12 protein-coding genes are annotated in these 14,890 nt (G+C 44.7%); 6 read left to right on the top strand and 6 right to left on the bottom strand.

The genetic code is table 11. From position 1 onward, the window contains the following. Positions 1-419: 419 nt before the first annotated feature. The gene (locus GC102_RS01515; protein ID WP_171687919.1) at positions 420-1,349 is read left to right on the top strand and encodes a nucleoside hydrolase; all 930 of its coding nucleotides are present in this window, start codon (positions 420-422) and stop codon (positions 1,347-1,349) included. Positions 1,350-1,414: 65 nt separating this feature from the next. Here GC102_RS01515 and GC102_RS01520 read toward each other — a convergent pair whose 3' ends face one another. Then, positions 1,415-2,611, bottom strand: coding sequence for an MFS transporter (locus GC102_RS01520; protein ID WP_171687920.1), 1,197 nt, complete (start codon positions 2,609-2,611; stop codon positions 1,415-1,417). Between the two features lie 132 nt (positions 2,612-2,743). Continuing rightward, the gene (locus tag GC102_RS01525; RefSeq protein WP_060646009.1) at positions 2,744-3,025 is read right to left on the bottom strand and encodes an ArsR/SmtB family transcription factor; all 282 of its coding nucleotides are present in this window, start codon (positions 3,023-3,025) and stop codon (positions 2,744-2,746) included. A gap of 688 nt (positions 3,026-3,713) precedes the next feature. On the opposite strand from GC102_RS01525, the gene GC102_RS01530 reads away from it, so the two are divergent. The 4 genes from GC102_RS01530 (at position 3,714) to GC102_RS01545 (ending at position 9,195) form a co-directional block, all read left to right on the top strand. Next, complete coding sequence (locus tag GC102_RS01530) at positions 3,714-6,389, top strand: YhgE/Pip domain-containing protein (protein WP_171687921.1); 2,676 nt, start codon at positions 3,714-3,716, stop codon at positions 6,387-6,389. A 202-nt stretch (positions 6,390-6,591) separates the two neighbouring features. Beyond that, on the top strand, positions 6,592-7,134 hold the full coding sequence (locus GC102_RS01535; RefSeq protein ID WP_171687922.1) for a hypothetical protein: 543 nt from the start codon (positions 6,592-6,594) through the stop codon (positions 7,132-7,134). A gap of 208 nt (positions 7,135-7,342) precedes the next feature. Then, on the top strand, positions 7,343-8,017 hold the full coding sequence (locus tag GC102_RS01540) for a phosphatase PAP2 family protein (protein ID WP_171687923.1): 675 nt from the start codon (positions 7,343-7,345) through the stop codon (positions 8,015-8,017). Next, the gene (locus GC102_RS01545; protein ID WP_171645071.1) at positions 8,014-9,195 is read left to right on the top strand and encodes an MGDG synthase family glycosyltransferase; all 1,182 of its coding nucleotides are present in this window, start codon (positions 8,014-8,016) and stop codon (positions 9,193-9,195) included. Before GC102_RS01540 ends, GC102_RS01545 begins: the two co-directional genes overlap by 4 nt. A 303-nt stretch (positions 9,196-9,498) precedes the next feature. Here GC102_RS01545 and GC102_RS01550 read toward each other — a convergent pair whose 3' ends face one another. The 4 genes from GC102_RS01550 to GC102_RS01565 form a co-directional block, all read right to left on the bottom strand. After that, entirely contained in the window at positions 9,499-10,407 is a 909-nt protein-coding gene (locus GC102_RS01550) for an ArsR/SmtB family transcription factor (RefSeq protein WP_171687924.1), read from the bottom strand. Between the two features lie 465 nt (positions 10,408-10,872). Beyond that, on the bottom strand, positions 10,873-11,538 hold the full coding sequence (locus tag GC102_RS01555) for a PDDEXK family nuclease (RefSeq protein ID WP_171687925.1): 666 nt from the start codon (positions 11,536-11,538) through the stop codon (positions 10,873-10,875). A gap of 161 nt (positions 11,539-11,699) precedes the next feature. Further along, the gene (locus GC102_RS01560) at positions 11,700-12,713 is read right to left on the bottom strand and encodes a LacI family DNA-binding transcriptional regulator (RefSeq protein WP_171687926.1); all 1,014 of its coding nucleotides are present in this window, start codon (positions 12,711-12,713) and stop codon (positions 11,700-11,702) included. Between the two features lie 131 nt (positions 12,714-12,844). Further along, complete coding sequence (locus tag GC102_RS01565; protein ID WP_171687927.1) at positions 12,845-13,432, bottom strand: P-loop nucleotide/nucleoside kinase family protein; 588 nt, start codon at positions 13,430-13,432, stop codon at positions 12,845-12,847. Between the two features lie 199 nt (positions 13,433-13,631). On the opposite strand from GC102_RS01565, the gene GC102_RS01570 reads away from it, so the two are divergent. Continuing rightward, entirely contained in the window at positions 13,632-14,858 is a 1,227-nt protein-coding gene (locus GC102_RS01570; protein ID WP_171687928.1) for a serine hydrolase domain-containing protein, read from the top strand. The last annotated feature ends 32 nt before the right edge of the window (positions 14,859-14,890 follow it).

The raw sequence follows: 14,890 nt of genomic DNA on the forward strand, positions 1-14,890 counted from the left end.
GAGGAGTGGCTAAAGTGGATCAAATGAGCTAAATAATGAATTAGCGGAACGAGAGGGCCTTATTTGATGAAATTTGTGCTATTCGAAGCTGAAAACAACGGAATAGAGTCACTACGTTCCTCATTTGCTAGAATTGAGCATATTTTACGTAAATAGCGTCACTAGGTTCCTCGTTTGCTTGAATTAGGACATAATTCACGTAAATAGCCACTCTTTGTTCCCTATAGTGGAAGCCTATCCCTGGTATATGTATCCACATATCCATGAAGAAGCTGCCAGTTAAATGTGTTTATCATTTTTGGGATAGTTTTCGATTATTTTCATCCCATTCTTTATGCAAGACCTCTCCGCTGTTTATCGCATGTTGCATTAACCGCGTTCATAAACATATAAGGAGTTCTGTATCGAAGGGGGATGCAATGACAACTAACGTATTGTTTTTCTCCGATATGGGGGTCGATGACGCCGTCGCTCTTATGTACGCTAGCTTTACGAAAACAATCAACATTGTCGGAATTGTTTGCAGCTACGGCAATGTTCCAGTCGAGGATGCCGTCCGAAATGCCCACTTTCTTCTCGATTCATTAGGACTGAACGATGTGCCGGTCATCAAAGGGGCGGAACGGCCAATGAAAGGTGAATCTCCGACTTATACGACCAAAGTACACGGGACGCATGGGCTCGGTTCGATAGTTCCCCCATTTGCATCGGAGGGGCAAAATTTTGGAATCGTGAAATCCATCCTCGAACGATATGGTGGCGAGCTCATCATTGTCGATACAGGGCGACTGACTTCTCTTGCAATGGCCATTATGCTGTATGGGGAATTGCTAAAGAAAGTGAAAGGATATTATATCATGGGAGGTGCCTTTCTTGTTCCGGGCAACGTTACGCCAGTGGCTGAAGCGAATTTTGCTGGGGACCCCGTCGCGGCTGATCTTGTCATGAGGCGCGGCGGACCCATTGCCCTGTTTCCGTTAAATGTGACCCATAAGGCTATTGTGACTCAGAATATGAGTGATTCAATCAACAGGGTAGGTAAGGTACCCCTTTTTAAACCAATTTTTGATGTTTATTACGATTTTTATAAGACATCTATGCCCCAGCTTCAAGGTGCCCCGACGCATGACTTACTTCCCATGATGGCTCTTGTTAATCGACATATGTTCCAGTGGATGAATCGGCCGGTTCATGTTGTTGCCCAGGAAGGAATCGCGATGGGGCAAAGCATTGCCGATTTTCGACCAAACGCCACCGCCCAGCCGAATGCTATTAGGCTCGCGCTAGATTTGGATTACAGTCAGTTTTATTGGAGCTTCATGACTACCATGACAGATAAAAAAGGATAATCTATAGCTCCATAAGAGCTGAATTATCCTTTTTTGTCTTTTTCCAATGAACCTCTGGAGATTTCTTATGCTCTTTGCAACGGCTGAACTGAAGATTCAGCAGTAGCCTTGCTTCCTGCACTTGATTTTCTAAAAGATAAGATTGTAATAACCATAGCAATCCCAACACCGATCGCTCCGATCCAAGTAACGGACGCAAGAGATATTTGTCCAACTACAACACCGCCAACACCGGCGCCGGCAGCCATCGCAAGCTGCATAACCGAGCTGTTCAGACTGAGCATGATACCTGAAGATTCTGGGGCTAGTGTAACTAAATTATATTGCTGTGTAGGCCCTGACGACCAAGCGGCGAAAGACCACAAGATAAGCAATGGTAATACGACACTGGGTGAGTGTGCGGCCAAAGTTAACAAAATAAGCGTGATTACATGCAACAGCATACCCGACGTTAATGTTCGCTTAACTCCCCAACGATCGGTGCTGTAGCCCCCGAGCTTGGAGCCGATAAGGCTGGCTATACCGAATGCAAACAAGGCTGTACTCAGCGTTTTCTCACCCATACCGGTAATCGTTAAAAGATAAGGTGAAATGTACGTATAGGCAATTGAATAACCACCAAGCCAAAAGAAACTAACCGACAAGGCCATGGCCATTTTTGGATTTTTCAAAAGAGCCAATTGTTTGCGCAGCGGAATAGCCGCTTCCCCTTGCAAGGAAGGAATAGTTAAGGCGATAACGACCATTGCTACTAGGCCCAGGGCGCCGATTCCACCAAACACCATTTTCCAATCGTATGAAGCGGCAATCATTCTACCCAGCGGGACCCCTACGATCAAAGAGGCAGTGAAGCCCATAATAACAGTTGCGATCGCACTCGCCTGTCTTCCTTGAGGGGCAATCATAGCCGCGATACTTAATGAGGTAACAACAACGACCCCGGCTCCAAGAGCCATCAAGACTCGAGCGCTGACGAACAGTCCGAATCCCGGCATGACAAAGGCCAATCCATTAGCGACGACAAACAAACCAAGCGCGTAGAGGAGCAGCTTGCGCCGGTCCCAGCCTGAGGTTAAAGCCATGATGATCGGAGTGCCGATCGCGTAGACGAGAGAGAAAACGGTAATCAGTTGGCCTGCAGCTACTAATGAAATATCCATCGAGCTCGATATTTTATCCAGTATTCCCGCAATAATGAACTCCGATGTTCCCACTAAAAAACTAAGGAGTGCTAAGATGTAAATTTTCCATGTTTTTGACATTCTGATAACCTCTTTCATTTTTATTTTTATATTTCTAGATCTATTGAAATATGGATCAAAAAAAATACATTTGCAACAGATATGAGGGATATTTTTATATTTCTAAATATGTAGAAATATAAAGTGAAAAAATTAATCAAGCAAATAAGGTACGAATTTTTTTGCGTTTTCCCAATTCACGGTGAAGTATACGAACGTTCCTTTTTTTTGGGAGTCAAGCAGTCCGCAGTCTGTTAATTGTTTCAAATGATGAGACAGTGTGGATAAGGCCACTGATTCCAAACGGTTTTCAAGTTCCGCAGGGCATAAATTGCTTTCTTTGATCAGGATCTCAAAAATTTTGTAGCGAGTAGGTTCGCCTAACGCTTTATGAACTTTCACCGCTTGCTTGGCTTCCAAACTGACATCAACCATCGTAGAGTGCTCCTTTCTTGTTGTTTCTATACTTATCGAAATAAGAATAGCATGCCTTTGTGCAAAAGTAAATACCTGCTCGTGATGCCTTGCAACCAACGCTGTGGGCTTGTGCCGCTGCATGCGCTACTATGAGAAAAAGGCTGGGAAGCCGATTTATGAGCTTAAGGATGTTGCTAGTAATCAGCATATGTGCGAAAGCGCGGAAACCGAGCTTTCAATTTGTGTTAACTGAAATAGGCTCGAAAACCGAGCCTAAAGTAATCACATTTCTGATAATTCCTCACATCCCCTCCCTCTTTTCTCGATTTAAAATTGCTCTCTCTAACGGGAATTCCGCATCTTCGAGCCTGCACCTTTCAACCTGCTTTCTGACCTCGCTTCTTTGTTCCTCTCTTTACGACTCCATGCCGATCATATTAAACTTATCCACAAAATTACCCACAGTATCAACATGTCCACAGAGCAGGCTGTGTATAATAAATCAGACAATCTATACACATATCCACAGGACAACTTACCCACAGCCATGAAGGTTTCTAACATTGAGGAGAACTCATTCCGATGGATTCCATTGGGGGGATTATGGATATTCTTTAGTATGGTCTTCACTAATATGGCGAATAAGTGTATGGTAACTTAGGTGCAAGGTAACATTAACCATATCGTTGAAAGTTGTGGAGGTATTATGAAGAAAATTTTGAGCATTTATTTAACGGATCTTAGGAACTTGTGGAAAGTGCCCACAGGTCTCTTTCTTATGATTGCACTAGCTATTTTACCATCCGTGTATGCCTGGATTAATCTAGAGGCGATGTGGGATCCCTATGCCAATACGTCTGGTATCAAAATTGCGGTAACAAGCAAAGACCAAGGGGCAGTTGTCGAGGATAAAGCTATTAATATCGGTAATGAAGTTGTGGATAATTTGAAAAATAATCATTCCCTGGGTTGGACGTTTGTGAACGAGCAAGAGGCTCTGGACGGTGTTGAAAAAGGGGATTATTACGCAAGTTTGATTATTCCGGATGATTTTTCGCGAAAAATAACAAGTATTGTGGATGGATCGATGGAAAAGCCGGAGATTTTATACACGGTAAATGAGAAAATTAATGCGGTCGCTCCTAAAATTACAAGTAAGGGTGCTTCTAGTGTGACTGCGCAAATCAGCGAAAATTTTATTAAAACGGTGAGCACGTCTATTTTGACACGAATGAAAGAGCTCGGTATCGATTTGGAGAAAGAGCTGCCGACAATTCGGAATATGGAGTCAAGGATCTTTGAGTTGGAAAAGCGCTTGCCGGAAATTACGGCTATGGGTGATAAAGCGCTTGAGATCGAGCAGAAGCTGCCCGAAATCAAGGAAAAGGGGCAGAAAATCGTCGAGCTCGAGAAACGGATTCCCGAAATAGATCGGGCCGGTGATACGATTCTAAAGATTGAAGAGCGTTGGCCAAAGATTGAATCAGCTGCGCAAGAGGTATTGGTCATTCAGGAAAAACTGCCGGAGATCCAGCGGGCCGCTGATCGTATTGCAGAACTGGATCAGAACTTCGGCAAGGTCGAAGAGGCTCTAAACACAGCGATTGATAAATCTCGCAAGGCGGATGAAATTGTTACCGCGGCGTTAAACGCTCTGCCTAAAGTAGAGGCCATTGCTGCGCAAGGTGGTGCGTTTGCAAGCCAATTGGCCAACTTTTTACAAAATAATGATGCGGCGTTCCAAGCGCTTATCCCTGTCGTTAAGCAGAATTTGATATTGCTTCAGCAGACAGCGGATGCGGTAACGCAGCTTACTGGCCTGCTCCAGGATGCTAATCTTGACCCGCAGAAAGCTTTGGCTGCTATAGGGCTGCTCACGGATCGCCTTACTACAGGCGTGGCGGTCATTGACCGAACAGTCGACCTGCTTACGCGTTTGAATACATACTTACCTAATGGTCCGCTTACCGACTCCATAGACCGTTTGAACAGTGTCAAATCCAAGTTCAATAACCAACTTCAAACGTTAAGTAAGATCCAATCGGCCATTCAGCGCGGGGAGAAACCAGCGAAAGACCTTGTGGATAATTTGAATACATTGTCCAAAGAGGCGAGCAGCGCATTAGGCAATATCTTGTCGCGCTACGACTCGGAAATTGTCCCGAACATCACCAAAGCACTGGGTCAAATGAAGTCTATCGCCCAAAACTCGGCTACTGTGCTGCAGACACTGCAGTCGCAACTGCCGAACATCAAAGAGATCTTAGTGGATGCGCAGAGCGGCATTCATTTCGCGCAAACTCAGCTCGATATGCTGCAAAAGGATCTGCCGAATATCCGCGCGAAAGTACATGAAGCGTCAGCGACCCTTCAGACCAAAATGACCGAGTTCACCAACGCAATCAATGAAGCCGCGCCGTTCGTTCGTAATGATCTCCCTAAAGTCGAGCAGAAGCTGCACGAGGCAGCAGACTTTGTGCGTAATGATTTGCCAGCGGCTGAGGACGAAATCCGTAAATTATCCGATCTGTACCAGACGAAATTTCCGGAAGTCGAGAGTGCCGTTCATTTAGCGGCCAACCTTGTGCGCAATGATCTGCCAGAATTTGAGGCGGCTGTCCGCAAAGCAGCGGATCAAATCCGTAAGGTGGAAGGCGGGGGAAGTATCGAAGAAATTCTCCGACTGCTGCAAAATGATATTCAGAAGCAAAGCGATTTCCTCGCGAATCCTGTACTTATTAAAGAGGATAGGCGTTTTCCTATTCCGAATTATGGGTCGGCGATGTCGCCCTTTTATACAACGCTATCCCTGTGGGTAGGCGCCATGCTGCTTGTTTCGATGATGAGAGTGGATGTGGATAACCCGGAAGGCCTGCTGAAGCTGCACCATATCTACTTTGGACGTATGCTCATCTTCCTGACGGTTGCATGTCTCCAAGCCATCATTGTCACACTTGGCGATATGTACCTCCTGGGCACATATGTTGTGGATAAGTTCTGGTTCATTATTTTTGCGATTCTCATCAGCAAAGTGTTCATAACCATCACGTACACATTGGTCTCCGTATTCGGAAACATAGGCAAAGGCATTGCGATCATCTTCCTTGTGCTTCAGTTTTCCAGCTCCGGCGGCACGTTCCCGGTTAGCACGGCATCGCCTTTTTTCCAAAAGCTTAACCCACTCGTGCCGTTCACTTATGCGGTAGGTATCATGCGCGAGGCGGTTGGGGGTATGCTGCTCTCCGTGGTACTTAGAGATGCGTTCTTCCTTTGTTTATTCATTGCGATTTGCTACGTTATTGCTCTAGCATTGAAAAAGCCGCTCAGCGGCTATACCCAAAAAGTTGCGGAAAAGGCGAAACAGACGAAGCTGATTTCTTGAAGGAAGTTATACAGCTTGTACTAGGCATTAGGGGAGGGGGAGCTTTTGTTGAAAACATTAATACTGGCGGGCGCAATCTTACATGCCGCCTGTCCAAATATAGAGGCATTATCTCCACCCCTGTTCGTGAAACGGATTTTTACATAATTTTGCAACAATGACCAGTCAAATCCGTCTAATTTAAAAAAAAGGCGGTGTTGGCTTGAATAAACTAATCATATGGATAGTTCTTCTTGTGTTTCTATTTCCCACAAATACCTATGCGCTATCCTGTGCGCAAATGCCATCGATGGAGCAGGCTTATGAACAATATGATGGTGTCATTATTGGTCTTGTTGAGGGTGTTGTTCGCAAAAAGGAGAGTAATCAAATTCAATTAACTGTCGTAAAAAGTTTTAAAGGTATTGAGGAACGTACAATAAATGTGGATGAGGACATCACATGGGGATCACTTAACGGGCCAAGTGAGAAAGGAGTACACTATCTCCTTTTTCTAAAAAAGAAAGGGAACGAATGGGTAAACCCACTTTGCTCACCTTCCAAAAAGCTTGCCGATGCCTCCAAAGAGCTCGACTACTTGAAAGATAAAGAGATCCCATTGAAAGAGGCTAGAGCTACAACGGAATCTTTCATAGGAGACAATATGTCCAATCGTTGGATTGTCATCGCCATCTTTGTTGGCTTGACCGGGGCTATTTTATATAGAATTCTACGTTATAAGAAGCGATCTAAAAGAAATAAATAAGCATTTACTTACTTCCATAGCCTTTTAGACTTGTGCCTTAGTCACAGGTCTTTTCTGTGTATTTTTCCTTTTTGCAAAAATAGAACTTAGACTTTGGTCTAGGTTTTTTCGCGACCTTTGGCTAACGAAAGACAGTACCTTAGTGCGTTAAGAACTTTTTGGATCTCTTTTATAATGAAGATAACGTAAAGGAGAGCGAGGAATTGATGTGAAAAAAACTTCGTGGTGGTCATATATAATGGCTTGCAGCGGCTTGCTATTGATCCCCCTAGTGGGTCTCATCTACATTCATCTGAATCAGGCGGACGGGGTGGCTTACAGCTTAGTTACGGATTTGGATCGGCAAATTCCATTTATGAAGAGCTTCGTTATACCTTACCTGTCTTGGTATGGATTTCTGTTGGTTGGGTTCTTATATTTGGCTTATAAGGATCGCAGCATGTACTATAAAACACTTTTTCAGTTCATAATGGGTCTGCTCCTGTGTTATGGGGTATATGCTATATATCAGACGACTGTTCCTCGGCCGGAGCTAACCGGAAGCGATTGGCTGCTGCGGATGGTACAGTGGGTGTATCGCTCAGATCAACCTTTTAACTGTTTTCCAAGTACACACGTGTTAACTTCGTATTTAATGATGAAAGCCTATTTAAGATCAACAACTATATTTTGGCCCTATAAAATCGCCGTTACAAGCATGTCATTGCTCATTATTGTATCGACGCTGCTCGTAAAACAGCATGTTCTTCTGGATATCGTAGGTGCTGTATTGGTTTCTGAGGGTGTTGTGTACGTCGTGGAACGTTTTAGAATTGGTTTACTGAAAGAATCGGTGGCTGTGAATACGCAGCAGCGAAAGTTCGAAGGGGGACTTAGAAGATGAAACGTAGGGACAAACTATTAATCCTGACAGGCAGCCTAGGGGACGGGCATAATAAAGCAGCGCAAGCGATTCTGGAAGCTGCACGGTTTTATAAACCGGATGTGGACGTGAAAGTAGTTGATTTCCTGGAGTGGACGCATCCTTACCTGCATTCGGTGGGCAAATACTGCTATATGCAGTGGGTGAAAAGTCTGCCTTCTGTTTACGGGTATTTGTACCGCAAGACGCGAGAGGATAATACATTGTCTCATATGTTTAAAAAGATGAAATCGTTCAGCACCGATAGGATGCTGGAATTGCTGCAAGAAGAGGAACCGACGGAAGTGGTGTGCACCTTTCCTGGAGCGGCCGCGGCGATGTCGTACTTAAAATGTAACGGACTGACCACGGTGCCTACTGTGACAGTGATGACCGATTATACGGATCACAGCTACTGGGTTCATCCCGGTACGGATCGTTATCTGGTTGGTGCCGAGCATGTGAAGCAATCGCTTCTGCGTTACCGGATTCCGGAGCAGCGTATTATAGTGACGGGTATTCCGATTCGAATGCCTTTCACGCAAACGTATGATCGGAACGAGCTCCGTGATAAGCATGGTTTGCATCGTGACATGCCTACTGTACTGGTAATGGGTGGCGGACATGGCTTGATTGGCAAGCAGTTCAAGTCTGTGCTGCAATCAGACGATTTGGCGGTGCCAGTGCAGTTTGTATTCGTATGCGGGCGCAATGAGAAGCTGAAGCAGCAGCTTGAGGAGGAGCTAGGCGGTGAGAAAACACGCCATCGCGTGATGGTCACAGGATTCGTGGATCACGTCCACGAGCTGATGGCTTTATCCGATCTGATCGTGACGAAGCCGGGAGGGCTTACCGTATCCGAGGCGCTCGCACTCGAGCTACCGATGATGCTGTACAAGCCGATACCTGGTCAAGAACAGGATAATGCTGCATTTCTTGTAGGGCTTGGAGCGGCAATTGAAGTGAAGAATGCAGTGGAGCTGAAAAGACAATTGCTTGAGGTTATCGCCAACCAGTCGTTGTTGGTAAGACTTAAGAAGAATGCCAAGCTTAGTCAGCAGAACCAAGATGCTCTTCACACGCTGAATGCAATATTGGATACTCACCATCATTTCATTCCTGCACTTGATGGCCTCCAGCTAGCCTATGCAAATGTGTGATACTTTGAGCCATCTACAACGTATGTAAAGTTAGCTTTGTTTTGGGAGCCCCTTTGTCCCTCTTTTTCCTCTTCAAAAAGCACCGTATTTTGGCTCAAATTGTACAGGTGCTTTTTTATTGTCAAGTTTGGTGTCAATGAGAGGATTTCCAGATTGTTCATATTTTAAATCTGTGAATCGGGGACTTACTTGACATATTGTTGTTGTCAACGTGTATAGAAAACTCCGTGAAAGTGGGCCGCCACTGACTGCCGTTTCGACCCGTACATTGGCCCGGTGCAGCACCCGGCGCCACGGTCGGCACTACTTATCCTCATGCATCGTAACCACGATGTCTTGCTCATAATTTCCAAACTGCTTGCCGAATAACGTAATACCGCCGCAGTTTGTGGACTCTTCTAAGGAAGCAATTCGAAAATGTATGTCTTTTGCGAAAGAAATATCTAAGTCTTGGATGGTGATGTCGGAAATCTTCGTTCCGTCCAAGAAAGAGCCTTGCGGATTGACGGTGATGATTTTCAAAAGACCGTGCTGAGTGAAACCATTTCCCCACCAATCTGGGGATAGCACACCTCTTTGCTTTCCAAAATCACCAGGGCTCGTCCACTGACCTAGGGGAGTTTCGTTGATAAAGAAAGAAATATCGGATGGCCAGTTCTCGTTAAACCCCGGGGCCTCGGAACAGATTTCAAAAGAAATTTCCAAGGAGCGAAGTTTCTGATTGCTGTGAAAGAAGTTAGGGATTCTATATTCGACATAACCGCTCCCGAACCAGAGGATGCCGGCATGCACATGTTGGGGATCCGCGAAATATCTGGGGTCATCAATGACGCCAATAATTTGCGTAGGCGAAGCAAGACCGCACGTAGGCCTCACCTCGAAGGATGAGTATTGGCCAACCGGAATTGAAATCGTATTCGTCGGATGTTCATACGGTTTCTTTGCTTTGAACTGAAGCATCGCTTGCTCGAGCTGCAGATAACATACTTTCTGTGTTCCGCGAACACCTGTCATACTTTCGGACGTAACAATTCCTGCTTGTTCTAGCTTCTGTATATGCTTAGTTACAATAGCGGATGAAATCTCCAGTCGCTGTGATAATTGTTTGATATTCAAAGGCTCTTCACCCAGCAGCTCAATGATTTTCACTCGGGTCTCCGAGGAGAAACATTCCAGGAAGAACATATTTTTGGTCGAAACCTCAATTTGCATAGTGGGACCTCATTCTTATGTTTTTATTCATTGTATAACTTGTAGGTTAATTAAACAACGTTAAAACAGTGTTTAAACAGCGAGTTTAGCTCAACTTGCACATATCAGACTAATGAATATCCCTAACTCGCCGAGTTGTTGTATTTTGTGCAACAATACGGAGGTATTTTTGGACAAATTGGCTTTTTGTTGTACCGCGTACAACATTTTGGTGAGAATCGCTCAGAAATAGGCGTTTTGAGCTCAAATTGTTGTACGAGATACAACAATGACCGGTTGCACCAGCGTGAGGTGGAAGAATTGTTGCACAATATACAACTTGGACTAACGTGAACTAGTGGATTTCAATTGGCGGGTGCCCAACTGGTGGTGGATACCCGACAGAGAGACCAAATAGTGGAAGTGATAAACACTTGGAGAGTCTATGCATCATTGCTTAAGTAATCAGGCATCACACCCATGCCACTAAATCAAATGCTGCCACGCACCTTCCTTAAGCTCATAGTAACAGGTATATTTACCGCGAGTTATCGAGCGCAGAATGCCCTTTTCAACTAAACAATACAACCATTTACGCGCTGTACGAAAATTTACATCAGTATGCAGGATGATATCCTTGGGACGAATCGGCTTCCCTAGGTTTACGGCTAACCTAAGGACTTCCTTTTCTTCTGGAGAGATTGAAGTGGCTGCTATATTGCGGAGGAGATGGGGGCCGATGACCAATTGCAGCAGCATTCGGCATACTTCGGGCCGGTTCTGGATATCATCGAAGGAGAAATGAATCATTGTCCACCCCATTCCTGTGAGGAATGTATCTCGGTTCAAAGCGTAACTGAATTTCTCGCGGTCCATATCTTTGATGTGGCTTTGATAGCCGTCACACTCAATTCCAAAACGACCGAATGGAGTGAGGAACGCAAAGTCGAGGAATTGCGACTTGCGATTCCAGTCGTAGATCTCATATTCCGGATGCAGGTTGTCGAAGTTACCGAATAGCGGCCACCATACCTGTTGGAGCAGCAGCTTTTCTGCATAGTTGTGCCCCCTACTTAAACGACCCTTTCTTTCACCGCTTCTGCGTGCATGATGGTTTTCTATGAACGATTGATGTGCTTGTTCAAATGGCATTTGGCAAACGCCTCCTAATAAAAGAATAAAAAAACGCCCTTGCGCCACAGGGCTCAAGGACGTTCTTCGTCTAACAGATATTATAACATTTCCAGTGGATAAGTGAAAAGACTCTTGCAGAGAGAGTAAACATTCTCTAACAGGAAAATCTTTTTAATTCGTTATCCAAGCGCTTTACAGGAATCACGCTCGATGAGTTCTCCATAGATGGAAATCTTCGCAGGACTTCCGCCGAAGTCGATTTTGCGAATGAGAAAATCCACGGCCTCATAGCCAAGTTGTTCGCGCTGCACTTGGATCGTCGTTAAGTGAGGAGCGATCATTTGAGCCGCTTCAATGTCACCAAACCCAACAACGGAGATATCCTCCGGTACCTTGTAGCCTTTGGAAATAAGGATTTGAATGAAGGAAATCGCAATGCGGTCATCCGCACAAAACCAGGCAGTCGGCATGGAAGTCATCGCATCGAGATGATCTGCTAACTGGACGGGGTTGGAATTTAGCGCCTCCAGCGGTGAGGGGTTGATGATATTGTGATTCATATCGACTGTCAACCCTGCATCAGACATAGCATTTTGATACCCGGACCAGCGTTCCCTGAAGCTCTTCGTCCTACTAATCGAACCGATAAAACCAATCTGCCGATGACCTTTGTCAATGAGATGAGTGACGATTTTGTAAGCCTCTTCGGCATTCGCGGTCACCACAGCGTCAAGCTGTAAGCTATCATAATAATGATCCACTGTAACGAGGGGAATTCCCAAATCAATGAGCTTTCTAACATAGTTAAGATGAAGGACGCCAACGAGTAATATGCCGTCAAATACAATTTCATGATAAAGCTCTGGCAGGATGAGTTGATCCTCCATCTCCTGTGTAACACCGCAGATAATGGCGTTGTAGCCATTTTCTTTGGCTCTTTTTTCTATGGACCAGAACACTTCGTAGTAGAAGATTTTATCATTACGAATGTTTTCGGGGATTAAGACGAGCAGGTTGCCGCGTTTCTTTTTTGTTTTGGTATCTGTCCGGTAGTTCAACTGATTAGCTGCTTCGAAAATACGGAAGCGCAATTCTTCGCTGACGCCAGCTTTATTATTAAGGGCTAAGGAGACGGCATTCTTGGAAATGCCCAACTTATCGGCGATGTCTTGCATGGAAGTTTTCGGGTTCATTTTATGTATTGCCCCTTGAGAAGTATGTAGATCCTATTTGTATTCTATAATTACAGAAGCCTATTTGTAAAGTAAAATCAATTCACTTGTTACTTTACAAATAGATATTGTCAATGTTGTTATTTATATCGTTAGCTTCTGTAAATGAATTTCTCAAGTTCGTCTAGCTTTATAGATGAAAACGGTCCTGAATTATCAAAATAGAGAATCGAAGAGGGATCAATTAACCATTTGATTTCCCTACGAACGAGCGACTGGCTAAAATGCTTCCAGTTGTCCAGTTTCCAAACATCCAAAGCGGAGCCTCTAGTCCGTATTCGTTCTTGGTAGGCATTCTCGCTTGGTAAATAGACAAAAATAGCCCTAACGCACACATCGTTAATCGTAGCACCGATGTTTGAAAGTTCCTTTTCCAGCCAAAGCGGATCTGCCAGTTCTTTGGTGAAAGGTCCGACTACAATAGCATCCAAGCCTAGTTCGAGATTCTCAAGTGCTGCGTCCATCGTTATGCGGTATCCTAAATCGCGACAGTATGTCTTGTATGTGGGGGAATCCCGGTCGTTCGGGTCTTGACCGGCAAGGGTCATGATCGCTTCTGCCGCCGGTCGGAGCAGCGTATCCATGTCGAGAAAAGCTCCGCCGTGTTTGCGTGCCCATGCTTTGGCGAGTGTCGTTTTCCCTGCACCGGCAGGACCAATGAAAAATATGAGTTTTCGCATGCCTAACCTCCGAATAAAGCTTCCTTTTAAGGGGATTTGTACGATTATTGTAACATATGGGGCTCAAATCACATGAAATTCAGCAAACGTTCAGCTAATATTAAGGTTCTATTAAGGTTTAAGCCATAATTAGTTCACACTTATAAAGTAAAATACTTAGCACAGGGGGCTAAAAACCATACTGGAAGGAAAGATAGAGATGAAAAATAAGAATAAACCACTTGTCGGAAGTGGAAATAAAACAGCAGCCCTTTCTTTGTCAGCGTCTGGAACCCAAAATAATCAAGTGCATATTTTGAACAAATCGTTTCCTCAAATATCCAGCAATTCTGATAGTATTTCTGAAATAAGGGCTAATGATTGGCCTACCCAAGGTTGGAAAACATCTACGCCAGAGGCGCAAGGGATGAACTCAGCTGCACTAGCCAAGATGCTCGAAGTTTTTCGCGATCAGCAGGTACATAGTGTAGCGGTTATTCGTAACGGACATTTGGTTGCTGAAGCTTATAATGAGAACAGCCAAGCTGATTTACCGCAAGATGTGAAGTCCGTGACCAAAAGCGTGACGTCCGCTTTGATCGGTATTGCCTTGTCTGAACGTAAGCTGATAAGTCTGGATCAGAGGCTTGCTACTTTTTTTCCTGAGCTAGAAAGTGATCCACTGAAGTCAAAGATCATGTTAAAGCATTTGCTTAACATGACCTCAGGACTGGCGTGGGACAATACAAATGAACAATCATCAACCGAAATGATGTACTCATCGGACTGGGTGCAAAATGTTCTGGAACGTCCGGCTAAGAACCAGCCTGGTACTGTATTTAATTACAGCAATGGTGATGCACATCTTCTGTCTGCTGTACTGCAAAAGGTAACAGGTGAGTCCATGTTTGACTATGCCAAATCCCGCTTATTCGAGCCGCTTGGAATAACAGACGTCAACTGGAATCATGATCCTGGGGGCTGCACGATTGGGGCTTGGGCTATGGCTTTAACGTTAAGAGACATGGCCAAAATTGGCTATCTGTATCTGAAGGAAGGCCAATGGGAAGACAAGACCATTATGCCGAAGTCATGGATCAAAGAGTCGGTGACTAAGCGCATATTCCTCAATTACAGTAATGGTACACAAGGTGGTTATGGCTATTATTGGTGGTCCAAGCCTTTGGTTCAGGGGCTAGTCAGAGGAAGCAAAAAGCAGCATGAAGTGTTCTATGCATCTGGTTCAGGCGGAAGACGCATATTTGTCGTCCCTGATCTGCAATTAGTCGTTGTTGCTACAGCACACTCGGCGGATGTGGACATGCCGGAAAATCTACTGAACCAAGTGGTTCAAGCTATAAGATCGGATAAGCCGATTCAGGAGAATTCGGATGCTTTTGATGGATTGGGTCAGGCTATTGAGGCTTTTAAGATGGGATTAGAGTAGGCTTATTGAGTTTATAGAAATAATGAAGGAGC

Origin of the sequence: Paenibacillus germinis, assembly GCF_013141785.1 — a bacterium.
In the GTDB taxonomy this organism is placed as follows: Bacteria; Bacillota; Bacilli; order Paenibacillales; family NBRC-103111; genus Paenibacillus_E; species Paenibacillus_E phytorum.

Bases quoted from the DNA above. Each gene is read 5' to 3' on its own strand.
- GC102_RS01515 (WP_171687919.1), top strand. From the start codon at position 420: ATGACAACTAACGTATTGTTTTTCTCCGATATGGGGGTCGATGACGCC.
- GC102_RS01520 (WP_171687920.1), bottom strand. From the start codon at position 2,611: ATGTCAAAAACATGGAAAATTTACATCTTAGCACTCCTTAGTTTTTTA.
- GC102_RS01525 (WP_060646009.1), bottom strand. From the start codon at position 3,025: ATGGTTGATGTCAGTTTGGAAGCCAAGCAAGCGGTGAAAGTTCATAAA.
- GC102_RS01530 (WP_171687921.1), top strand. From the start codon at position 3,714: ATGAAGAAAATTTTGAGCATTTATTTAACGGATCTTAGGAACTTGTGG.
- GC102_RS01545 (WP_171645071.1), top strand. From the start codon at position 8,014: ATGAAACGTAGGGACAAACTATTAATCCTGACAGGCAGCCTAGGGGAC.
- GC102_RS01550 (WP_171687924.1), bottom strand. From the start codon at position 10,407: ATGCAAATTGAGGTTTCGACCAAAAATATGTTCTTCCTGGAATGTTTC.
- GC102_RS01555 (WP_171687925.1), bottom strand. From the start codon at position 11,538: ATGCCATTTGAACAAGCACATCAATCGTTCATAGAAAACCATCATGCA.
- GC102_RS01560 (WP_171687926.1), bottom strand. From the start codon at position 12,713: ATGAACCCGAAAACTTCCATGCAAGACATCGCCGATAAGTTGGGCATT.
- GC102_RS01565 (WP_171687927.1), bottom strand. From the start codon at position 13,432: ATGCGAAAACTCATATTTTTCATTGGTCCTGCCGGTGCAGGGAAAACG.
- GC102_RS01570 (WP_171687928.1), top strand. From the start codon at position 13,632: ATGAAAAATAAGAATAAACCACTTGTCGGAAGTGGAAATAAAACAGCA.